Source organism: Aeromonas sp. R2-4, assembly GCF_040908365.1.
Taxonomy (GTDB): domain Bacteria; phylum Pseudomonadota; class Gammaproteobacteria; order Enterobacterales; family Aeromonadaceae; genus Aeromonas; species Aeromonas veronii.
The window spans coordinates 16,533-38,656 of record NZ_JBFODO010000009.1; the positions used below are offsets into that span (position 1 = coordinate 16,533).

A 22,124-nucleotide genomic window follows, 5' to 3' on the forward strand; every position below is an offset into this window, starting at 1 on the left:
CAGAATTATGCTAGGAATGCATGATGATTAAATACTTACGTGTTTTGTTTGGCGTACTTTGTATCGCTTATTGGTTGTTGGGCATGCATTTTTTTATGCATAACCCTGGAGGTGCAGGGCTGTATCTGCCCTTTAACGCATGGGGATGGGTGTTTGCCTCGTTGGCTATTGGATTGGGATTGTGGCAGGTGACGTTACGTCAGCGCCTGCTCTTCTCTCCATTACAAGCGGGTTTATGGATAGGGTCACTCTTGCTGTTGCTCCCGATGCTCTATCCTGGTTTTGCATTCAAGGATTATGCTATTCCCCGATTGCTGGGACTTTTTGCTGGCCTACTGTTTTTGTTTGGACTCTATCAATGGCGTTTTGATAAGGCGCAGCGTGATCGCTTGCTCTATCTCATCCTGATTGCGATCGCGATGGAGGCAGTGCTGGGGCTGGTGCAGTTCTACCTGTTAACGCCAGGTAACTGGATTGGCTATGACACCAAGGCCAATCGCCCTTACGGGATCTTTCAACAGCCAAACGTGATGGCGACGTTTATGGCAACTGGCCTTGCCCTTGCTATCTGGCTGGAATTACGCCGAGAGGGTGGTCGATTGCTGATGGCGTTGCGCTATGGCGTCATTCTATCTGCGGCACTTCTGCTCGTTGTTTTGCAATCCCGAGTGGGGCAGTTAGGCGGCCTGCTAGCCCTGTTCTTACTGATGCCTCAGCTTTATCGACAGCGGCTGCTATGGCGGATATTGGGTCTGGTTATTTTGGCTGTAGCGATTGGCCTGTTATCACAATATTGGCTGGCTGGAGCAAAACGAGGATTAGAGATCTATCAGTCCGGTGGTATGCGCTCTATTTACTGGCCTTATGCGGTAAAACTGATTGCACAGGCTCCTTGGAGTGGATGGGGATACGGCAGTTTTGAATCTGTTTTTCTCCATCACTACATGGCTGATAAAGCACTGAATCCGTCCATGGTGCAGATTGAGTACAATCTTGACCACCCCCACAACGAGTTTCTCTATTGGGCTGTTGAGGGCGGTATTGCACCCATGGTCGGCATGGTGATCATGGGAGGTGCATTATTATGGCGTCTGGCGAGTGTGCGCTGGGTGCATGCCATGGGGCTGCTTGCCTTGGTTACCCCAATATTGCTTCATACCCAGACGGAATACCCTCTCTACCATGCGATCGTGTTATGGTGGCTGTTGCTGACGCTGATTTATATCATCGATACCGAAATTGAGGAGACCAACCTGGCGAGTCAGGGTTTCTCATCATGGTGGGATATGGAGTGCCGCCTATGGCTGTTACTGCGATTTATGGCGATCGCTATCCCGCTGCTGGTCGTTCCCTTTATGCTCGCAGCAATTCACACCGCATGGGTAGTCACCAAATATGAACGGGGTGGGTATAAAGAGCCGACCTTGCTACTTGATATCGTCAATCCCATGGCTTGGTTGACCCGAGTCGAGTTTGATGTGAACTCAGTTCGTCTGATGGTGGGCTTGCAGACAAATAACAAGACCGAACTGGAAGCTTATCTGGAGTGGGGGCAGGCATTCATACGCCATACACCGCGTGCCAACATATACGCCAATATGGTGATCGCGCTTAATGCATTGGGTCGTACAGAGGAAGCCAATGCGATGCGAGCTGAAGCACTTAAGCTCTATCCAACCGAGCCCCTTTTAACTGGGTCTGCTTCACAGGCAGTGATTACCGGTGTTGACCAATCAGGCAAAAATATAACCAAAAATAAATAGTGCTATTTGGATACATAGAAAGCCAGCCCTTAAAAACGGCTGGCTTTTTTATTTTTTCCCTTCTGGACAACCAGTATCTGAACAGTCTGTTTTCGGACGCATGCGTCTGTCAAACGGGCTATGAAAGGCATATTTGAAATGTCATGTGGCGATTCCAACCAATTGATTAATATGTAATTTTGTCGATGGCGTTGAAGGGGTTGATAGTCAATTGGGAGTATTCCCTTCATCATCGGGTGAAGGGACAGGTTCTAGACGTGTTCATTGCTAAACAGATAGGCATAGTCTTGTCACGTGATGTTGAACGTATGGTAGAAATGTTCGCTCAGGCTTATAAAGCAGGTTACCGAGTTAGTTTTGTTGGATGCTGAACTGGAAATTAATGAGTCTTGAAATACCGATGTTTCTTGAACACAAGATGGTAATCACCTCTCTACCCAGAAGATCTGCATTCCAGCCAGTTTGTTATTGATAGTGGCAAGCATTCGATCTTGATGGTGAAATTTAAGAAAAAAAGAACGTTAATATAGAAAAACTGTATGTTCTCGCGAATTGTCCATGCTATTCTGAAACGGTATACCTGTAACCGACTTTTTTGTGAGGAAATAATGAACGAGTTTCTGAAAGTTCTGCTGAACATTCGCAGTCTGCGTGCGGCTATTCGTGAGCTGCCGTTTGAGCAACTGCTGGAAGCTAAAGAGAAGTTTGACCTGGTTTACCAAGAGCGCGCCGATTCTGTTGAACAGGAGCGTGCTGAACAGGAAGAGCGTCAGCGCAAGCTTAATGAATTCACCGAAATGCTGCAGCAGGCTGGTATTGACCCTCGCGAGCTGTTGGCGACTGCCGCAGCTCCGGCTGCTGCGACTGGCGCTGCCAAGAGCAAGCGTGCTCCGCGTCCGGCTAAATACAAGTACGAAGAAGATGGCCAGGAAAAAACCTGGACCGGTCAAGGCCGTATGCCGAAAGCCATTGCTGCTCAAGTAGCACTGGGTAAAGACCTGAACGATTTCCTGATCTAATTCGTCAGGTTCAGAGATTGAATAATGCCGCCTTTGAGCGGCATTATTTTTGCCGTTTTACTCGTGGTTATCCAATCTGCCCCTTCGCCCCATTGTTATCTACATCCTCGCTTGTATCCTTTTTACCGTCGTTTCACTTCACTGTTACTTTGCTCAATATCACTCGTTGTTTGCGATTAATTTTGTCGTGCAGAATTAACTGCGTGATATCGCTTTTTGTATGCGTCGTGCAGATATGCGCTTCGGATATGTCTGTCACGATTCACGGGGCGCCGCTCGGCGAGAGTCGAGCTCTCTGCTGATGGAATATCCGGTAATCGTTATCTCCGTTCAGGGAGCGTGAGGGATAGAGAGAGTCGCAAAGTATGGCCGGGATATTCTGGGTCGCCGATGCATGTAATTGGCTGCGCTGCCATGACTGCCTCTGATAATGGGCAATGGAGTTCGGTTGCCGTGTGGGCGAGGGAATTCTGTGCGGTCTATGGCGATGGTATTCCCCACTCTGTAGGCTGAGTGGGGAATAGCCAGGTGAAGCGCTATCGGGGCGTCACGCTATCGCTGCCACCCAGGGCGCGATAGATTTTGGCGGTGGTGGTGAGCTGCTCTTTTTGCTGGGCCAGCAGGCTCTGCTGGGCATCCCACAGCCGGTTCTGCTCATCAAGCCAGGCTTGCACACCGCTCGCACCCGCCTGGAAGCGAGCTTTGGCCAGCCGTTCGGCCTCCCGGGCATAACTCAGCTGCTCCTGCAGATAATCGAGTCGCTGCTGGCCATAGCGGCGGGCGGCCAGATTGTCTTCTACCTCCACCAGTGCGGTGTAGAGCTGTTTGCGAAACTCGGTTTCAGCGATTTGGTAATCCAGCTCTGAGCTTTCGATGGCGAGCTGGGTGCGGTTGTATTCAAGGAAGGGGAGGGCGAGGCTGGCTCCCAGCGTACCAACCGGATTTTGCAGCACCTGCGCCAATCTATCAGATGCGGTGCTGGCGCTGCCGGTCAGGGTCAGGCTGGGGTAGAAGCTGGTGCGGATCTCGTCCCCTTTTGCCAGCGTCTTGCGCAGCCGCAATTCGGCCGCTTTGACGTCGGGGCGGCGTGCCAGCACATCGGCCGGAATACCCACCGCAAGTTCAGGAATGGTCTGCTTTGCAAGGGAAGCGGGTGCATACTCCAGCGACCCGCTGCTGCGGCCCAGCAACAGACGCAGGGCATTGCGAGCTTGCTCCTGCTGCGCCTTGAGGGAGGCCAGCTCAGCCTGTTTTCCGGCCAACTGTTGGCGTGCCTGCGCCAGATCGAGTCGGGTAATGGCGCCTGCCTGGTATTTGGTCTGGGTCAGCTGCTCGGTACGGGTCAGGTTGGCCAGCTGCTGTTCCCCAAGGGTGATGGCAGAGCCGAGATAGCCGAGCTGCCAATACTGCTCCAGGGTATTGCCGATCAGCAGCAGTCGGGTGCTGGCGAGATCCTGCTCGCTTGCCGCTGCTTCCCAGCTTGCCTGATCTCGCACCGAGGCGAGCTTGCCCCACAAATCTACTTCGTAACTGAGGCTCAGCGAGGGACCCAGACTGTTGGTGCCTTTGCCGGTTTTCAGATCCTTGTTGCCGCTGGCGGCGATAGTGCCATTGACCGAAGGCGTGAGGTTGGTATCGGCCTGCTCGGCGCCCAGTCTGGCGTTTTTGAGCTTGAGGGCCGCCACATGCATGTCCGGGTTGGCGGCCAGTACCGCCTCGACCAGTTTGTCGAGCTGGGGATCATGAAATTCCCGCCACCAGGGGCCTGCCTGCGCAGCCAGTTGGGCGCCCTCTGCCTGTTGCCATGTGGGGGCGATCGCCAGCTCGGGCCTTTGATAGGTGCTGTGCTGACTGCAGCCGCTGAGGGCCATGCAGAGAGCCAGCCAGGAGAGTTTGTGCATTGTTATTCCCTCGCCAGTGCGACAACAGGGTCGAGCCGCGCCGCATTGCGTGCCGGCAGGTAACCAAACAGGATCCCGATGAGTGACGAGCAGCCAAAGGCCATCAGGATGGAGAAGAGCGAGAACTGCATCTTGATGGAGTCCACCAGCAGTGAAAAGAGCGCGCCAATGCCCAGCGAGAGGCCGACGCCGAATATCCCCCCCAGCAGGCTCACCATCACAGCCTCAATCAGGAATTGCTGCAGAATATCCGACTGGCGGGCGCCCACGGCCATGCGAATGCCGATCTCGCGGGTGCGCTCCACCACCGACACCAGCATGATGTTCATCACGCCCACCCCGCCGACGATCAGCGAGATCACCGCGATGGCCGAGACCATCAGGGTCATGGTGGCGGTGGTTTTCTCTACCGATTTGATGATGCTGTCGCTACTGAAGGTGAAGAAATCCTTCACCCCGTGGCGCTTGGTGATCAGCTCGATCACCGCCTGCTCGGCCAGTGCCGGTTGTACCCCGTCTTTGACCCGGATGGTGATCTGGCTGAAGTGGTGCTGCGAGATGAGGCGACTCATCACCGCGCTGTAGGGCAGCCAGATATTGACCGACTGGCTGGTGGGGCCAAAGCCGGTCTCCTGCGAAACCACACCGACAATCCGCACCGGCAAGGTGCCGACCAGTACTACCTTGCCTACAGGATCCTCCTTGCCAAGCAGGCTGGTGATGCTCTTCTTGTCCACCACGGCGACGGCGGCACGTTGCTGGATATCTTGCCACTCCAGTAAGCGACCACTGACCAGCGTCATCCCCTTTACCTTGAAATAGTCGTTACCGACCCCGGTCACGTTGCCGCTGTTGGTCTTGTTGCGGTAGCGCAACTGGCCTGAGCTGCCGATCTCGGGGCTGGCGCCCGCAAGATAGGGTTGCCCCAGCAGAGCATCGAGATCCCCCTTGTTGAGGGTCTGGATGCTGGCCATCTTCTCATCGCCCCATCCCTTGCCCGGGAAGATTTCGATGGTGTTGGTGCCCATCGCATTGATCTGGTCGATCACCTTGGCGCGCGCCCCTTGACCAAGAGCGACCACGCTCACCACGGCGGCGATGCCGATGATGATGCCGAGCATGGTGAGGAAGGTGCGCATCCGGTGGGCGAGCATGGCATGCATCGCCATCCGTCCCGCTTCCCGATAACGATCCCAGTCGTGGCCCATGGCGCCTTTAGTGGGCACTATTTTTTGAGGGGCTACAGCGGTGGCTGGAGCCAACACGGCCGTTTGGCTGGGGCCGCTATCTTGTTCAATCCGACCATCCTTGAGAGTGATGATACGGTCGGCATGGCTGGCCACGTTCATATCGTGGGTGACCAGAATGATGGTGTGGCCCTGAGCGTGCAGCTCCTTGAGGATCGCCATCACCTCCTTGCCGCTCTGGCTATCCAGTGCGCCGGTCGGTTCATCGGCGAGGATCACTTCGCCGCCATTGGCCAGCGCCCGGGCGATACTGACCCGCTGCTGCTGACCGCCGGAGAGTTGGCCAGGGGTATGGTGGGTGCGATCGGCCAGACCCAGTCTGCCCAGCAGCTGACGCGCGCGCGCCTGGCGATCCGGGCGGCTGGTGCCGGCATAGACGGCCGGGATCTCCACGTTGGCGGCGGCATCGAGATGAGGCAGCAGGTGGTAACGCTGAAAGATAAAGCCGAAGTGGTGGCAGCGCAGGCGGGCCAGCGCCAACGCATCCATGGTGGCGGTGTCCTGACCGCGAAACAGATACTGGCCGCTGCTCGGGCTATCCAGACAACCCAGCAGGTTCATCAGGGTCGACTTGCCGGAGCCGGACGCGCCGACAATGGCGATCATCTCTCCTGCCGAGATGGTGAGATCAAGAGGGTGGAGCACGGTGACTTCGCTGTCGCCGCTCTGGTAGCGTCGCTTGACCCCTTTTAGCTGGATCAACGGCAGCTGGTTCAGGGGCTCACTCATAGCATCACCGCCATCTCATCATTGTCGGCGGGGGCTCCGTGATTGAGCTGCACCTCCTCCTTCTCACTCAGCCCGCTGATCACCTCAATGCGGATCTCATCCTTCATACCGGTTTTGATATGACGGGTTTCGGTCGTCTCATCGTCCTTGATCACGGTGACTTCATACTCGTTGTCACCCAGCGACTTGCCGAGGGCGGTTTGCGGCACAGTGAGCACCTGCTTGCGCTCGCCGAGCACTATGGTCACCTGGGTGGTCATTGCGACCCGCAGGGTATGGTCGGGATTGGGCACATCGAACAGGGCGTAGTAGTAAACGGCCGCATTGTTGGTTGCGGTGCCGGTGGTGGCCTGATCGTTGATGTTGGTAGGCGCTAACTCCACGGCGCGAAGCATACCCTGATAGCGGGTATCCGGATCGCCGATCAGGGTGAAGTAGACCGGCATGCCGGCTTTGACCTTGGTGACATCGGCTTCGGAGATCTGCGCCTTGACCGTCATGGTCTCGAGGTTGGCCAGCTTGAGCACGGTCGGCACCGTCTGGCTGGCAGCCAGGGTCTGGCCCTGACGGGTCACAATGCTGATGACGGTGCCATCCATCGGCGCCAGGATCTTGGTGTAGCCCAGCTCGGTCTTGGCCCTATCAACCTTGATCAGGGCGTTGTCGATATTGGCCTGGCTGTTTTGCAGTTCGGCGCGGGTGACTGCCAGCAGTGCCTCGGCACTTTCCAGATCGGCCCGTGAGCTCGCCTCCTGCTTGAACATCTGCTGCTGGCGCCGCCAGGCGAGCTCGTTCTGTTTGAGTTGTGCCTGCTTGATCTTGAGCTGGGCGCGGTTGCTGGCAAGCTCCGCCTCGGCCGTCTTGAGGTTGTTCTGGGCAATCAGGGGATCGATCTCGGCCAGCAGGTCTCCCTGCTTGACCTGATCACCGGCCTCGACGGCCAGCTTGGTGACTTGACCGGAGACCTGGGCCCCCACATCCACCTGCTCTACGGCCTGTAGCACACCACTGGCCAGCACGGTCTGGGCAATATCCTCGCGGGTCACCTGAGCGGTCAGCATCGCCTTGGGTGGTTGACTGGGCCAGAGCAGCCAGCCGAGGAGCACCACGGCGATCAGCATGGTGATGGCCAGGGTTCTCTGCTTGGGGGTTATGTTCATCGATCACCTGAATGGAAACGGAAAAGGTTGTGCGCGGCGATTATCCTGCAGCAAAGCCCTGATAAAGAACAGCCGCAAATATGTAAGCAAAGTTATGGCGTTAACTGTCAATAAGCCATGAAAGGAGTAAGCGAGAGGCCGCAGTGGTGAGCAAGATGGTCAGCAAGAGGATAGGGAGTACGGCTGGCGCTGGCGATGAAAAAGCCCTGCGCAGAGGCAGGGCTTTGGAATAGGTAATGGCGAGGGAGGATCAGGCCTTGGCCAGCAGATCCATCACCCAGGGCAGACCCTGCTTCTTGCGGCTGACAAAGCCCGGGTGGTAGCTGGACTCGGCCGGTACTTTGGCGTGCTCGGTAAAGTAGATACGGCTGGCAGCCGCAGTCAGGTCAGTCACCATCAACACGAAGAAGTCGAGCCCTTCGCTCGTCACGCGCTGGGCCATCTCCTGCTGCAGGGCTGGCAGGTGCTCGGCCAGTTGCTGTTCGCTGCCCACTTCGATCTGGCTCATGATGAAGTTCAGACCTTCGGCCTGGAATGCTTTCTCATCCTGCTGCAGCAACTGCGCAGGAGTGAGGCCGCTCAGATCGGTTTTCGCCATCAGCAACTGTTGACCAAACTCGGCCAGCGATACCTCGGCCAGCGGTGCAAGACGCTCGCAGGCGATCTTGTCCTGCTCGGTGGTGGTGGGCGAGGTGAGACAGAGGGTGTCGCTCATGATGGCGCCCAGCATCAGGCGAGCCTGGCTGCGGGTCACGGTACCTTGCTGGCTCAGCAGATCGAAGGCGATGGTGCAGGTGCAGCCGACGGCCCGGATCCACGCATCCAGCGGAGACTGGGTGACCAGAGTGCCGAGACGGTGGTGATCCACCAGGCCCAGTACATTGGCTTGTGCCAGTGTGGCAGGGCCCTGTTCCAGATCACTGAAATCCACCAGCCAGACATCTTCACCAGTCAAATCTTTGGTCAGCAACTCGGGTTCGCTGACGCCAGCCTGCTCCAGAATAAAACGGGTTTCGGTGCGCAGGTCACCCAGACGCCATGGGGTGGCCTGACGGCCCTGGCCATTGAGCCAGTCGGTGATAACCAGCGCACTGCAGATACTGTCGCTATCAGGATTCTTGTGACCAAAAACGTGGATCATAGACAAAGCCTCACAATTGGATACCCATAAAGGGGGGCAACACTATGCGAAATCCGCCACATGAAGGCAACCGGATCCACGCCCATGTTGCTGCCAGCTTCGCCTAACTCGCCATTTTATTGATCTGGGTCGGTAATCCTGACGCGTGTTCGGTTCTCACAGTTGGCTATTGGCTATTGGCTATTGGCTATTGGCTATTGGCTATTGGCTATTGGCTATTGGCTATTGCTGACTGTGAAAGCCATGGCACTCGTCCGTACCTGCGAAGTCAGCATGTTCGGTCTGCCCTGTCAGTCGCCATCGCTGCAAATCGGCTTTATCACCTGATTCATCGACGCAGCAGCTCGCGGGCATTGGCCAGGGTGTTGTCGGTGATCTGGTCGCCACCGAGCAGGCGTGCCAGCTCATTGAGGCGGGCATTCTGGTCGAGTGCATCCATCCGGGTTTCGGTGGTTTTGCCATCGGTATGCTTGCTCACCACCATATGCTGGTGGCCGTTGCCTGCCACCTGAGGCAAGTGAGTGACCACCATCACCTGAGTGGACTCCCCGAGCTGGCGCAGCAGGCGACCCACCACGGCGGCCGTCGGGCCGCTGATCCCCACATCCACCTCATCGAAAATCAGGGTCGGGGTGGAGACCTTGCGAGCGCTGATCACCACGATGGCGAGGCTGATACGTGACAGTTCACCGCCTGAGGCCACCTTGCCAAGCGGCTGGATCGGTTGGCCCGGGTTGGTGGTGACCATAAATTCCACCCGATCTATACCCAGCGGAGAGAGGCTGCTCTGGGCATCGGGGCGCACCTCGATGGCAAAGCGGCCATCGGGCATCGCCAGTTCGTGCATGCTGCTGGTTACCTTGGCGCCCAGCTCTTGGGCGTAACGCTGACGGCTCTGACTCAGGGCTTCGGCGGCCTGGACAAAAGCCTGACGGGCCTCGGCCAGCTCATCTTCCATCCCTTCTAACCGCTCTTCATCGGAGTTGAGGCGAGCAAGATCAGAGGCCAGCTCCTGATGGTACTGAGCCAGATCTGCCGGTTTGACATGGTGCTTGCGGGCCAGATTGATCGCCTTGGAGAGGCGGGCCTCCAGCTCGTTAAAACGCTCGGGATCCAGTTCCAGCCGATCGAGGTAGCTACGCAGTTCGCTGTGGCTCTCCTGCACGCCGATCAGCGCTTCGTTCAGCATCTCCAGTACCGGGGTAAGGCGGCTGTCCATGCTGACCAGCCCCTCGGCCCGATCGACGGCTGATTGCAGCAACCCTGCGATAGTGGTCTCTTCGTTGTCATAGAGCAGATCGAGGCAAGCCCCGCACTCCTGCATCAGCTCTGTGCCGTTGGCCAGACGCTGGTGCTCCTCTTCTATCTCTTCGAACTCCCCTGGTTGCAGGGCAAATTCGTCCAGCTCTTGCACCTGGTACTCGATCAGCTGGCGGCGGGCCTCCCGTTGTTGCTGCTCGGCCTTGAGCCGGTTCAGCTCGTTTTGCAGTTGGCGCCACTGCTGATAGTGCTGGCGCACCTCGTCGAGCAGCAGATGGTGACCGGCATAACCGTCGAGCAGAGCTAGCTGGTAATCGGGTTTGAGCAGCATCTGGTGGGCATGTTGACCGTGCACGTTGACCAGTAGCTGGCCCAGATTCTTGAGCTGGGTGAGGGGGACAGGCACGCCGTTGATATAGCTGCGTGAGCGCCCCTCGGCGGAGATGACTCGCCGCACGATACATTCACCTTCGTTTTCCAGCTCGTTGGTAGCGAGCCAGGCGCGGGCGGCCGGGTTGTTGTCCAGCAGGAAGCGGGCGCTGACCTCGCTTTTGTCGCTATCGGGTCGCACCATGCCGGCTTCGGCCCGTTCTCCGAGACAGAGACCGAGAGCGTCGATGGCGATGGATTTACCGGCACCGGTCTCACCTGTGATGCAGGTCATCCCCGGTTGCAGATCGAGTTCTAGAAACTTGACGATGGCGAAGTTGTTGACGGTCAGCTGGGTCAGCATGGTCTCATCCTGTATAGGTCAACATTACTGTGTATGTATCCAGTATATACTGGTCTTATATACAGTAAAGAGGGCGCCGCCATTTTTAACACAGGAAAGTCGCACCAGTGCGCCATGGCTATGAGAATGCGGTACTGACTATTGGGACGCGGTACGGATATGAGAGTGCAGGGGACGTTGCCACGACAGAAAAGAGAAGGGCGCCAATTCAGGCGCCCGTTGTGTCAATGCCGTTGTCGGTCAGCGCCGATTAAAACAGCTTGCTGCCCCAGCCGAGCTTGTTGCGCAGCACGTGGAAGTAGCTGTAGTCGAGGGGGTGAACCAGATGAAGCTGGTGGTGGCTCTTCTTGATAAGGATCTCGTCCCCCGGGTGGACCGCCAGCGTCACCTGGCCGTCACAGCTCACCTGCATGGCATCGTCCTGATTGTCCGGCGAGACCAGCAGCCGCACTTCGCTGTCGGCATCGAGTACGATGGGGCGACTGCTCAGGGTGTGCGGGAACATGGGCACCAGCGTGATGGCATTGAGCTTGGGGGTGAGGATGGCGCCACCTGCCGACAGTGAGTAGGCGGTCGAGCCCGTCGGGGTGGCCACTATGATGCCGTCCGAACGCTGGCTATACATAAAGCTGCCATCGATATAGACCTCGAACTCGATCATGTGGGCGATCTTGCCCGGGTGCAGCACCGCCTCGTTGACCGCCAGATTGCTCGACTTGCGCTCGCCGTGGCGATAGACCGAGGCTTCCAGCAGGAAGCGGTGTTCGCTCTTGTAGTGACCGGAGAGCACCTGCTCCAGCGGCAGCAGATAATCCTGCGGCGAGAGGTCGGTCAGAAAGCCGAGGTTGCCCCGGTTGACCCCGATCACCGCCACATCGAAGCGCGACAGTACTCGCGCCGCCCCCAGCATGTTGCCGTCACCGCCGACCACGATGGCGAGATCGGCCTGCTGGCCCAGTTGCACTAGATCCATCACGTTTTCATCGAGGATGCTCAGGGTCTGGGCGACCCGGCTCTCCACCAGAACCCGAAAGCCGCGGGCGGTCAGGTATTGATGCAGGCCGGTCAGCGTCTGGTTGGCCCCCTCATGGTGGGGTTTGCCAATCAGGGCGATGGTTTTGAACGGAGAATCCATAGTCAGTCAGATCTGGGATGGGTATTGCGGGCCAGTATACAGTGCTTTGCTCCGCTTGTGACGCTCTCCCGTGTGACGGGGGTGGCTATCCCCTTGAGGCTACTGGTTAAACGGTGAGCGGTAACCCGGATAAACCGACGGTTGCGGCTATTCAGCAACCCAGATTGCCCTTTACCCCTTGAAAGCCGGGGATGCATCCCCATAATAGCGCCAACATAGTCGGTCTGTTGTCGTCCGGTCGCTCAACCAGACGTCAGGGCCCTCATAAGTAACCCCGGAATTGGAGATGTCATGAACCACGAAGAGCAAAAGGTTGAAGCGATGGAGCAAGTGGAAGCCCAGCCAGTCGAGCCGACCGATGTAGACAGTGAAGTGACAGCCGAGCAGGCCCGCATTGCCGAACTGGAAGCGCAGCTGGAAACCGCCATCCAAAAAGCGGCGGAAGAGCGCGAACGCGCCCTGCGTACCGCCGCCGAGATGGAGAACCTGCGCCGTCGTACCGAGCTGGATGTGGAGAAGGCGCACAAATTCGCTCTGGAGAAGTTCGCCAATGAACTGCTGCCGGTGCTGGACAACCTTGAGCGTGCCATCGAACTGGCCGACAAGGAGAACGAAGCCCTCAAGCCGATGATCGAAGGTGTCGAGCTGACCCTGAAATCCATGCAGAGCGGCGTGGCCAAGTTTGGTCTGGTGGCGCTTGATCCGATCAACCAGCCGTTTGACCCCAACGCCCATCAGGCGATGAGCATGGTGCCGAGTGCTGATGTGGCCCCGAACACCGTCATTGCAGTGATGCAGAAGGGCTATGATCTCAACGGTCGGGTGATCCGTCCTGCCATGGTGATGATCGCCAAAGCGGTCGACTGATTGGCTGTGGGTGCCCGAGCCCGCCCTGTGGCGGGCTTTTTGTTTCGCAGTGCAGCACCTGTTCATCTTGCCCGGTTTACGGCTCAACGTGACCGCGCAACCATGACAAAGGGTGTGGTTTTTTAGGGTTGGGGCTTGAAGCTGCGTCTGGCGACCCCATATAGGTAGCAAGGCCGCGGCGGCACAAAAAATTTGATGCCGGGAGCTTGAAAGCCAGATTGGCAGCCCCCACCTAGCCGTTAACGCATTAAGGCGAGTTCCTCGCCAGTTTATTCAAAGTATTTGGAGATTCGTCAAATGGGTAAAATCATCGGTATTGACCTGGGTACTACCAACTCCTGCGTCGCTATTCTGGATGGCGACACTGCTCGCGTGATCGAGAACGCAGAAGGCGATCGTACTACTCCGTCCATCATTGCCTATGCCGATGATGGCGAGATCCTGGTTGGTCAGCCGGCCAAGCGTCAGGCCATCACCAACCCGAAAAACACCCTGTTCGCCATCAAGCGTCTGATCGGTCGTCGTTTTGAAGATGAAGAGGTGCAGCGTGACCTGAAAATCATGCCGTACGCCATCGCCAAAGCTGACAACGGCGACGCCTGGGTTGAAGTGAAGGGCAAGAAAATGGCACCGCCGCAGATCTCTGCCGAAGTGTTGAAGAAGATGAAGAAGACCGCCGAAGACTACCTGGGCGAGCCGGTAACCGAAGCCGTTATCACTGTTCCGGCCTACTTCAACGACGCCCAGCGTCAGGCTACCAAGGATGCCGGTCGCATCGCCGGTCTGGATGTAAAACGCATCATCAACGAACCGACTGCTGCTGCATTCGCTTACGGCGTGAACAAGGTCAAGGGCGAGCGCAAGGTTGCCGTATATGACCTGGGTGGCGGTACTTTCGATATCTCCATCATCGAGATCGACGAAGTGGAAGGCGAAACCACCTTCGAAGTACTGGCGACCAACGGTAACACCCACCTGGGTGGTGAAGACTTCGACAACCGCGTCATCAACTACCTGGTAGATGAGTTCAAGCGTGAGCAGGGCATCGACCTGCGTAACGACCAGCTGGCGCTGCAGCGTCTGAAAGATGCCGCCGAGAAAGCCAAGATCGAGCTCTCTTCTGCCCAGCAGACCGACGTCAACCTGCCGTACATCACTGCAGATGCCACTGGTCCGAAGCACATGAACATCAAGGTGACCCGCGCCAAGCTGGAATCCCTGGTAGAAGACATGGTGAAAGACTCTCTGGAGCCGGTTCGTGTCGCCCTGAAAGACTCCGGTCTGGCAGTTGGCGAGATCGACGACGTGATCCTGGTTGGTGGTCAGACCCGTATGCCGCTGGTTCAGAAGACCGTTGCCGAGTTCTTTGGCAAAGAGCCGCGTAAAGACGTCAACCCGGACGAAGCCGTGGCCATGGGTGCTGCTATCCAGGGTGCCGTACTGTCCGGTGACAAGACCGACGTACTGCTGCTGGACGTTACTCCGCTCTCCCTGGGTATCGAAACCATGGGCAGCGTGATGACTGCGCTCATCGAGAAGAACACCACCATCCCGACCAAGAAGTCCCAGGTGTTCTCCACTGCCGAAGACAACCAATCTGCCGTGACCATTCACGTGCTGCAGGGTGAGCGCAAGCGCGCCAGCGACAACAAGTCTCTGGGCCAGTTCAACCTGGAAGGCATCCGTCCGGCACCGCGTGGTCTGCCGCAGATCGAAGTGACCTTCGACATCGATGCCAACGGTATCCTGCACGTCTCTGCGAAAGACAAAGAGACCAACAAAGAGCAGAAGATCACCATCCAGGCCTCCTCTGGTCTGTCTGATGACGAGATCGAGCGCATGGTACGCGAAGCCGAAGCCAACGCGGCCGAGGACAAGAAGTTTGAAGAGCTGGTACAGGCTCGCAACCAGGCTGATGGTCTGGTCCACTCCGTACGCAAGCAGATCACCGAAGCCGGTGAAGCCCTGCCTGCCGACGACAAGACCAAGATCGAAGCCGCTCTGAGCGAGCTGGAAGTTGCCATCAAGGGTGACGACAAGGCTGCTATCGAAGCCAAACAGCAGGCTCTGCTGGAAGCGTCCCAGAAGCTGATGGAAATTGCCCAGCAGCAGGCTCAGGCCCAGGGTGCAGCCGGTGCTGATGCCGGTCAGTCCTCCTCTTCTGCCAAGGCTGACGACGACGTAGTCGACGCCGAGTTCGAAGAAGTGAAAGACGACAAGAAGTAAGCCCTACCCAGATGGGCGAAGTCCGCTTCGCCCATCGGCTTGGTCAATGAATTCACGGGCGTTGGGTAACCAACGCCCGTCTGCGTAACCACAGGATGAGTATGTCGAAGCGCGATTTCTACGAAGTACTGGGTGTGGCGAAAGATGCCGACGATCGCGAGATCAAGAAGGCGTACAAGCGCCTGGCCATGAAGTATCACCCGGATCGTAACCAGGGTGATGCCGCATCCGAAGAGAAGTTCAAAGAGGTCAAGGAAGCCTACGAGGTCCTGACCGATGCCAACCTGCGTGCCCGTTACGACCAGTACGGCCATGCCGGTGTCGACCCGAGCCAGGGTGGCGGTGGCCACGGTGGCTTTGGCGGCGGTGCCGACTTCGCCGACATGTTTGGTGACGTATTCGGTGACATCTTCGGCGGTGGCCGTGGTGGTGCTCGTCGTGGCCCGGCCCGTGGCTCCGACCTGCGCTACACCATGGAGCTGACGCTGGAAGAGGCGGTACGCGGGGTCTCCAAGGAGATCAAGGTGCCGACTCTGGTTCACTGTGAAGTCTGTAACGGCTCCGGTGCCCACACCGGCAGCAGTGCCCAGACCTGCCCGACCTGCCACGGCTCCGGCCAGGTGCAGATGCGTCAGGGCTTCTTTGCGGTGCAGCAGGCGTGTCCGCACTGTCACGGTCGCGGCAAGATCATCAAGGATCCGTGCCGCAAGTGTCACGGTGAAGGTCGCTACCAGCGCACCAAGACCCTGTCGGTGAAAATTCCGGCGGGCGTCGATACCGGCGATCGCATCCGTCTCTCCGGCGAAGGGGAGGCAGGGGAGGCAGGGGCTCCGGCAGGGGATCTCTACGTACAGGTGCACGTCAAAGAGCACGAGATCTTCGTGCGTGACGGCAACAACCTCTACTGCGAAGTGCCCATCAGCTTCACCGCAGCCGCCCTGGGTGGCGAGATTGAAGTACCGACCCTGGATGGCCGCGTCAAGCTCAAGGTCACTCCGGAGACCCAGACCGGCAAGATGTTCCGCATGCGCGGCAAGGGCGTGAAGTCAGTACGCTCCGGCCAGGTAGGGGATCTGATGTGCAAGGTGGTGATCGAGACGCCGGTCAACCTCACCGAGCAGCAGAAAGAGCTGCTGCGCCAGCTGGACGAATCCTTCAGCGGTGCCGCTGCCAAGACCCACAAGCCGAAATCGGAAGGCTTCTTCGAAGGGGTGAAACGCTTCTTCGACGATCTAACCAGCTGATTTCAGCGACCCGAATAAACAGAGCCGGCCTTGTGCCGGCTCTTTTTTTGCCCGCCGTTTAGCCAGGATCCGCCCTATTGAGTGGATCCTGATGAGGGATCCTCCTCACAACTCCCGCCAATTCCTGCTGTACAAATGTTATCCCGCTCACACTGTTGCTGAAACGGTTTAGTTGTCATATTGAGTTGGCTAAATTGGTTTAGCTATGCTCTGGCTGTCGATAACAACAGCGCCCGTTCGGGCCACAGATGACAGGTGAGGAAGATGATGATGTTCAAGAGCAAGTTGGCGCTGGCGGTAGCGCTGGGATTGGGAATGATCAGCCCGCTGTGGGCGGCGGATGGCGGTATCGAGGCCCGTCTGGCGGCGCTGGAGGCGCGGGTACAGGCGGCTGAAGCGAGAGCCGAGGCGGCAGAGAGCCGTGCCAGTCAGGCGGAAGTGAAGGCGAGCGCGGCCAGCGAGCAGGCGCAGGTGGCCAACAACCGCAGCCAGAAGGTGGATGAGAAGACCGCTGGTGCCCAGGGCTTCGAGTTTCACGGCTATGCCCGCTCGGGCCTGTTGGTAAACAGCAATGGCAACGGTGGGCGCGGCGGCCCCTACATCACGCCAGCCGGTTCGGTGGGCGGGGCCGTCGGTCGCCTTGGCAACGAAGATGACACCTACATGGAGGCTAACCTGCTGAAAACCCAGACCTTCGAGGATGGCAGCTGGGCTCGCTACAAGCTGATGCTGGCAGACGGGGTTGAGACCAGCAACGACTGGACCGCCAGCGATTCGAGCCTCAATACCCGTCAGGTGTTTGCCGAGATCGGCAATCTGGCGAGCTTCGACGGCCCCTTCAAGAATGCGGTGCTGTGGGCGGGCAAGCGCTTTGATCGGGACAACTTCGACATCCACTGGCTCGATTCCGACGTGGTGTTCCTGGCCGGTACCGGCGGCGGCGTTTACGACGTGCAGCTCGCCGACAGCTGGAAGGCCAACTTCTCCCTCTATGGCCGCGATTACGGCGACATCAGCGCCAGCGGTCTCTCCGATATCGAGAGCTACATCCTCACCATGAACAACCGCGTCGGCAACTGGCAGTGGATGCTGAACGGTCTCTCGGCCAAGGACAATGACGCCCGCATCAATGACAAGGGGGCGGGCAGCGAGACGGCGGACAAGGGGGCACACACCCTGCTGGCCTACCACGGCGAGAGCTTCTTCGGCATCAACCCCGGTTTTGCCAAGGCGGCGGTGCTGTACGGTCATGGGCTGGGGGCCGAGGTCAAGGGGCTGGGCTCTGACAGCGAGCTGTTGCCGGACGCCGATGCGGTGCGGGTCGCCGTGTTTGGCGCTACCGATCTCAACTCGCGCTGGCGTTTTGCCCCGGCCCTGCTGGCCGAGCAGAGTCAGGATCGCTACGTGAAAGGGGACGAGTATCGCTGGCTTACCTTCAATACCCGGGTGGCGCAGGTGCTGAGCCAGAACGTCGAGCTGGTCTACGAGGCAGCCTGGCAATACATGGACCTCGATCCCAAGGGGTACAAGGGACGCCAGGCGGTGAACGGCAACTTCACCAAGCTCACCTTCGCCCCCACCTTCAAGGCGCAGACCGCCGGATTCTTCGAGCGGCCTGAGCTTAGGGTGTTCGCCAGCTGGATGGACTGGTCCTCCGAGCTCGACAACTACGCCAGCGACGATGCCATGGGCCAGAGCAACTTCACCGCTGGAGGCGAGTGGAACTTTGGCGTACAGATGGAAACCTGGTTCTAGTTCGTTATCCCGATCACAAAAATGGCAGCCGGTGCCGAGATCTGTTGGTTGGCTAAAACGGTTTAGCTGATAATGCCAGCCAACAGAACAGAGTTCGGGTTTGACAGTCGATCCGATGCAGCAGTGGAGTAGCAAGGTGACGAATCGTGTGTGGGTAATGGGGGATGCGGTGGTGGACTTGATCCCGGAAGGGGCGTTGCACTACCTCAAGTGTCCGGGTGGCGCGCCCGCCAATGTGGCGGTTGGCGTGGCACGGCTTGGCGGCGATGCGGCCTTTATCGGCCGGGTTGGTGCCGATCCGTTCGGCCGCTTTATGGCCGATACCCTGAGCGGGGAGGGGGTGGATATCGGTGCGCTGCGGCTCGATCCAGACCATCGCACCTCTACCGTGCTGGTGGCACTGGATGACGAGGGGGAGCGCAGCTTCACCTTTATGGTGCGCCCCAGTGCCGACCAGTTCCTCACCCCGGATGAGTTGCCCCGCTTCGATGCCGATCAGTGGTTGCTGACCTGCTCCATCGCGCTCGCCAACGAGCCGGTGCGCACCAGCTGCCTGCAGGCCATGGCAGCCATCAAGGCGGAAGGCGGGCGAGTCTGCTTCGACCCCAACCTCCGCCCCGAGGTGTGGGGCAACCCTGCCGAGATGCTGCCGCTGGTGCGTCAGGCCATTGCGCAGGCGGATGTGGTCAAGCTCTCCATCGAGGAGCTGCAACTGCTGAGTGGCGAGGATGAACTGGTCGCCGGGCTTGCAACTATCTCTGGCCCGGCGCTGGTGCTGGTGACCAGAGGGGCGGCCGGGGTGGTGGCTCGCCTTGATGGCGAGTTGCTGGAGTGGGTGGGGCATAAAGTGACGCCCATCGACACCACGGGGGCGGGGGACGCCTTCGTCGCCGGTCTGCTGGCGGCGCTGGCCGGGCGCTCGTCGCTGCCGACACTGGCCGAGCTACCCGCCATCCTGGCTCAGGCCCACGGCTGCGGGGCGCTTGCCACCACCGCCAAGGGGGCGATGACGGCGCTGCCGACCCGCTCCGAACTGGATGCCTTTTTGCGATCAGGCGCAAGCGGCTGTTGAGCTGAGGCTAGAAGCCCGGTGCAACAGCCCCTACTCTCATGTGACTAGGGCCCGCCAGCGTGGCGGGTCATAAGAGGAAGAATATGAATATCAGTGCGATAGCCAAGGATCTGGTGCCCCTGCTCGGGGGCAAGGAGAACATTGTCAGCGCTGCCCACTGCGCCACCCGGCTGCGGTTGGTGCTGGCCGATGACAGCAAGGTAAACAAGGCCGCCATCGACAAGCTGGAGGGGGTCAAGGGGTGCTTTAGCAACGCGGGCCAAATTCAGGTGATCTTCGGCACCGGTCTGGTCAACAAGGTCTATGCGGAGTTTGTGACGCTGACCGGTACCGGCACCGCCAGCAAGGCGGAGCTGACCGACATGGCGGCGGCCAAGCTCAACGTGGCCCAGCGGTTGGCGCGAACCCTCTCCAACATCTTCGTGCCGATCATTCCGGCCATCGTCGCCTCGGGCTTGCTGATGGGGCTGCTCGGCATGGTGCGCACCTACGGTTGGGTCAATGCCGACAGCGCCCTGTTTGTGATGCTCGACATGTTCAGCTCGGCGGCCTTTATCATACTGCCGATCCTCATCGGCTTTACGGCGGCGCGGGAGTTTGGCGGCAATCCGTATCTCGGGGCGACCCTCGGTGGCATCCTCACCCACCCGGCGCTGACCAACGCCTGGGGCGTGGCCGGTGGCTTCAAGACTATGGACTTCTTCGGGCTGGATGTTGCGATGATCGGCTATCAGGGCACCGTCTTCCCGGTGCTCTTGGCGGTCTGGTTTATGTCCCATCTGGAGAAACAGCTGCGCAAGCGCATTCCGGATGCGCTGGATCTGATCCTCACCCCGTTTTTGACCGTCATCATCACCGGTTTCGTGGCACTGCTCTTTATCGGCCCGGCGGGTCGGGTATTGGGGGATGGCATCTCGTTCGGTCTGAGCGCCCTCTATGAGCAGGCGGGCTGGCTGGCGGGGCTGGTATTTGGCGGCACTTACTCGCTTATCGTCATCACCGGCATCCACCACAGCTTCCACGCCATCGAGGCGGGATTGCTGGCCAATCCGCAAATTGGCGTCAACTTCCTGCTGCCCATCTGGGCTATGGCCAACGTGGCGCAGGGCGGGGCTTGCCTCGCGGTCTACTTCAAGACTCGCGACGTGAAGATCAAGGCCATTACCGTGCCGGCTGCCATGTCCTGCCTGCTGGGTATCACGGAAGCGGCCATCTTCGGGGTGAACCTGCGCTACATCAAACCCTTCCTCGCCGGTCTGTTTGGCGGGGCCTGCGGCGGCGCCTACGTGGTGGCGGCCAAGGTGGGGATGACGGCGGTGGGGCTGACCGGTATTCCCGGCATGGCCATCGTCCAGCCCATGAGCCTGATTCATTACATCATCGGGCTGGTGATCGCCTTTGGCGCCGCCTTCGCCGCATCCTACCTGCTCAAGTACAAGGTGGAGTGATGAAGGAAAGCGATCTTCTCAACCAGATTGTCCGGTCGCTGCTGGCCGGACAGCTCAAGGCGGCGGCCGATCCCCATCGGCCCCGCTGGCATCTGGCAGCCCCGGTGGGGCTGCTTAACGATCCTAACGGCTTTATCGAGCACGACGGGCGCTACCATCTTTTCTACCAGTGGAACCCGCTCGGTTGCGAGCACCGCAACAAGGGCTGGGGCCATGTCACCTCCACCGATCTGCTGCATTGGCAACACGAGCCGGTGGCGCTATTGCCCACCGAAGCCTATGAGAGCCACGGCTGCTATTCGGGCTCGGCGGTGAGCGACGAGCAGGGGCGTTTGACCCTCATCTACACCGGCAATGTCAAATACCCGGATGGCGGCCGCACCGCTTATCAGTGTCTGGCCCGCGCCGACGGTGAGGGAGGCTTCGAGAAGTTGGGGCCTGTGCTGGATCTGCCCGAAGGCTACAGCGGCCACGTGCGCGACCCCAAGGTGTGGCACGACGGCCAGCAGTGGCTGATGGTGCTGGGGGCCCGCACCCTGGATGACAAGGGCGAAGTGCTGCTCTATCGCGGTGACACCCTGCAAAGCTGGCAGCGGGTGGGCCCCATCGCCGGTAGCGGGCGAGGTGGGCTGGGTGAGTTTGGTTATATGTGGGAGTGCCCGGATCTCTTCCCGCTAGGGGAGCGCTATGTGCTGATCAGCTGCCCGCAGGGGATTGCCCCGGCAGGCGAGGATTATCGCAACCTCTACCAGTGCGGCTGGCTTTCTGGCAACTTCGACGGCGAGCGCTTCGAGCACGAGGCTTTTCACGAGTTGGACCGGGGCTTCGAGTTCTATGCCCCCCAGACCACTCTGGATAGCCAGGGTCGGCGCTTGCTGTTTGGCTGGCTGGGGCTGCCGGAGGAGAACGAGATGAGCCAGCCTACGATCGCTCACGGCTGGCTCCACCAGATGAGCTGCCCGCGGGAGCTGTTCTGGCAGGATGAGTGGCTCTGCCAGCGGCCGGTGGCGGAGCTTGCGGCATTGAAGGGAGAGTTGACCCGTTTCGAGGGGACGCTCGGAGAATTTCCGGGGCTGGCCATCGACTCGGCCTGGATCGATCTGGATCTCTGCGGTGAGGGGCGTCTCTGGTTCGGCGCCGTGGCCGAGCTGGTGTGGCAGCCGGGGCGCCTCACCTTGCGGCGCCAGAACTGGCAGAGCGGGGCGTGGGAGACCCGCAGCAGCCAATGGGCTGGCGGGCGGATCTCTGTGCTGTGCGATCGCTCCAGTCTGGAGTGTTTCATCGATGAGGGGCGACACAGCCTGTCGGCGCGCTACTTCCCCGGGGACAAGCCGCAACTTTCATCAGGTAACGGCAATGATGGCTGCAAAATTTGCCTCAATCACTGGCCGCTGTCGGCGTGCCTAGTACAATAGCCCGGTTCT

General features: G+C 59.0%; 15 protein-coding genes. 9 read left to right on the top strand and 6 right to left on the bottom strand.

Features of this window, described 5'->3' with window-relative positions:
• Positions 1–23 precede the first annotated feature (23 nt).
• Together AB5Z05_RS04015 and AB5Z05_RS04020 are read left to right on the top strand one after the other, a co-directional pair.
• Positions 24–1,763 carry a Wzy polymerase domain-containing protein gene (locus AB5Z05_RS04015; RefSeq protein WP_368150192.1) on the top strand — a complete coding sequence of 580 codons (1,740 nt, stop codon included), beginning with the start codon at positions 24–26 and terminating at the stop codon, positions 1,761–1,763.
• Positions 1,764–2,371: 608 nt separating this feature from the next.
• The gene (locus tag AB5Z05_RS04020) at positions 2,372–2,782 is read left to right on the top strand and encodes an H-NS family nucleoid-associated regulatory protein (RefSeq protein ID WP_005344269.1); all 411 of its coding nucleotides are present in this window, start codon (positions 2,372–2,374) and stop codon (positions 2,780–2,782) included.
• A 536-nt stretch (positions 2,783–3,318) separates the two neighbouring features.
• On the opposite strand, the gene AB5Z05_RS04025 is transcribed toward AB5Z05_RS04020, so the two are convergent.
• The 6 genes from AB5Z05_RS04025 to nadK all read right to left on the bottom strand — a co-directional run bounded on the left by AB5Z05_RS04025 (position 3,319) and on the right by nadK (position 12,088).
• Complete coding sequence (locus tag AB5Z05_RS04025; RefSeq protein WP_368150159.1) at positions 3,319–4,683, bottom strand: efflux transporter outer membrane subunit; 1,365 nt, start codon at positions 4,681–4,683, stop codon at positions 3,319–3,321.
• Positions 4,684–4,685: 2 nt separating this feature from the next.
• Positions 4,686–6,659, bottom strand: a complete 1,974-nt coding sequence (locus AB5Z05_RS04030) for a MacB family efflux pump subunit (protein ID WP_368150161.1) — start codon at positions 6,657–6,659, stop codon at positions 4,686–4,688.
• A complete protein-coding gene (macA, locus tag AB5Z05_RS04035; protein WP_323968206.1) occupies positions 6,656–7,819 on the bottom strand; it encodes a macrolide transporter subunit MacA in 1,164 nt (387 codons plus the stop codon). Before macA ends, AB5Z05_RS04030 begins: the two co-directional genes overlap by 4 nt.
• A 250-nt stretch (positions 7,820–8,069) precedes the next feature.
• Entirely contained in the window at positions 8,070–8,960 is an 891-nt protein-coding gene (locus AB5Z05_RS04040; RefSeq protein WP_100654150.1) for a manganese-dependent inorganic pyrophosphatase, read from the bottom strand.
• Between the two features lie 328 nt (positions 8,961–9,288).
• The gene (gene recN, locus AB5Z05_RS04045; protein ID WP_150388746.1) at positions 9,289–10,953 is read right to left on the bottom strand and encodes a DNA repair protein RecN; all 1,665 of its coding nucleotides are present in this window, start codon (positions 10,951–10,953) and stop codon (positions 9,289–9,291) included.
• A 250-nt stretch (positions 10,954–11,203) separates the two neighbouring features.
• Entirely contained in the window at positions 11,204–12,088 is an 885-nt protein-coding gene (gene nadK / locus AB5Z05_RS04050) for an NAD(+) kinase (RefSeq protein WP_005338038.1), read from the bottom strand.
• Positions 12,089–12,379: 291 nt separating this feature from the next.
• Here nadK and grpE point away from each other — a divergent pair, with 291 nt between their 5' ends.
• From grpE to AB5Z05_RS04085, 7 genes are all read left to right on the top strand, one after another.
• Positions 12,380–12,955: a nucleotide exchange factor GrpE gene (gene grpE, locus AB5Z05_RS04055; protein ID WP_005338036.1), complete on the top strand. Its 576-nt coding sequence runs from the start codon at positions 12,380–12,382 to the stop codon at positions 12,953–12,955.
• Between the two features lie 297 nt (positions 12,956–13,252).
• Positions 13,253–15,181, top strand: coding sequence for a molecular chaperone DnaK (dnaK, locus tag AB5Z05_RS04060; protein WP_042053028.1), 1,929 nt, complete (start codon positions 13,253–13,255; stop codon positions 15,179–15,181).
• A gap of 101 nt (positions 15,182–15,282) precedes the next feature.
• Positions 15,283–16,425: a molecular chaperone DnaJ gene (gene dnaJ / locus AB5Z05_RS04065; RefSeq protein WP_005338032.1), complete on the top strand. Its 1,143-nt coding sequence runs from the start codon at positions 15,283–15,285 to the stop codon at positions 16,423–16,425.
• A gap of 264 nt (positions 16,426–16,689) precedes the next feature.
• On the top strand, positions 16,690–18,180 hold the full coding sequence (locus AB5Z05_RS04070) for a carbohydrate porin (protein ID WP_368150163.1): 1,491 nt from the start codon (positions 16,690–16,692) through the stop codon (positions 18,178–18,180).
• 115 nt (positions 18,181–18,295) lie between these two features.
• The gene (locus AB5Z05_RS04075; RefSeq protein WP_368150194.1) at positions 18,296–19,252 is read left to right on the top strand and encodes an aminoimidazole riboside kinase; all 957 of its coding nucleotides are present in this window, start codon (positions 18,296–18,298) and stop codon (positions 19,250–19,252) included.
• Between the two features lie 83 nt (positions 19,253–19,335).
• Entirely contained in the window at positions 19,336–20,700 is a 1,365-nt protein-coding gene (locus tag AB5Z05_RS04080; RefSeq protein ID WP_005359249.1) for a sucrose-specific PTS transporter subunit IIBC, read from the top strand.
• Positions 20,700–22,115 (top strand): glycoside hydrolase family 32 protein, encoded by a 1,416-nt coding sequence (locus tag AB5Z05_RS04085; RefSeq protein WP_368150165.1) that lies wholly within the window; start codon positions 20,700–20,702, stop codon positions 22,113–22,115. The genes AB5Z05_RS04080 and AB5Z05_RS04085 overlap by 1 nt, the downstream gene beginning before the upstream one ends.
• Positions 22,116–22,124: the final 9 nt, after the last annotated feature.

Excerpts from the sequence above, each read along its gene's own strand:
- nadK (WP_005338038.1), bottom strand. The coding sequence starts at position 12,088 with ATGGATTCTCCGTTCAAAACCATCGCCCTGATTGGCAAACCCCACCAT.
- macA (WP_323968206.1), bottom strand. The coding sequence starts at position 7,819 with ATGAACATAACCCCCAAGCAGAGAACCCTGGCCATCACCATGCTGATC.
- AB5Z05_RS04070 (WP_368150163.1), top strand. The coding sequence starts at position 16,690 with ATGATGATGTTCAAGAGCAAGTTGGCGCTGGCGGTAGCGCTGGGATTG.
- AB5Z05_RS04040 (WP_100654150.1), bottom strand. The coding sequence starts at position 8,960 with ATGATCCACGTTTTTGGTCACAAGAATCCTGATAGCGACAGTATCTGC.
- dnaK (WP_042053028.1), top strand. The coding sequence starts at position 13,253 with ATGGGTAAAATCATCGGTATTGACCTGGGTACTACCAACTCCTGCGTC.
- AB5Z05_RS04020 (WP_005344269.1), top strand. The coding sequence starts at position 2,372 with ATGAACGAGTTTCTGAAAGTTCTGCTGAACATTCGCAGTCTGCGTGCG.
- AB5Z05_RS04025 (WP_368150159.1), bottom strand. The coding sequence starts at position 4,683 with ATGCACAAACTCTCCTGGCTGGCTCTCTGCATGGCCCTCAGCGGCTGC.
- dnaJ (WP_005338032.1), top strand. The coding sequence starts at position 15,283 with ATGTCGAAGCGCGATTTCTACGAAGTACTGGGTGTGGCGAAAGATGCC.
- grpE (WP_005338036.1), top strand. The coding sequence starts at position 12,380 with ATGAACCACGAAGAGCAAAAGGTTGAAGCGATGGAGCAAGTGGAAGCC.
- AB5Z05_RS04085 (WP_368150165.1), top strand. The coding sequence starts at position 20,700 with ATGAAGGAAAGCGATCTTCTCAACCAGATTGTCCGGTCGCTGCTGGCC.
- recN (WP_150388746.1), bottom strand. The coding sequence starts at position 10,953 with ATGCTGACCCAGCTGACCGTCAACAACTTCGCCATCGTCAAGTTTCTA.
- AB5Z05_RS04030 (WP_368150161.1), bottom strand. The coding sequence starts at position 6,659 with ATGAGTGAGCCCCTGAACCAGCTGCCGTTGATCCAGCTAAAAGGGGTC.
- AB5Z05_RS04015 (WP_368150192.1), top strand. The coding sequence starts at position 24 with ATGATTAAATACTTACGTGTTTTGTTTGGCGTACTTTGTATCGCTTAT.
- AB5Z05_RS04075 (WP_368150194.1), top strand. The coding sequence starts at position 18,296 with ATGCAGCAGTGGAGTAGCAAGGTGACGAATCGTGTGTGGGTAATGGGG.
- AB5Z05_RS04080 (WP_005359249.1), top strand. The coding sequence starts at position 19,336 with ATGAATATCAGTGCGATAGCCAAGGATCTGGTGCCCCTGCTCGGGGGC.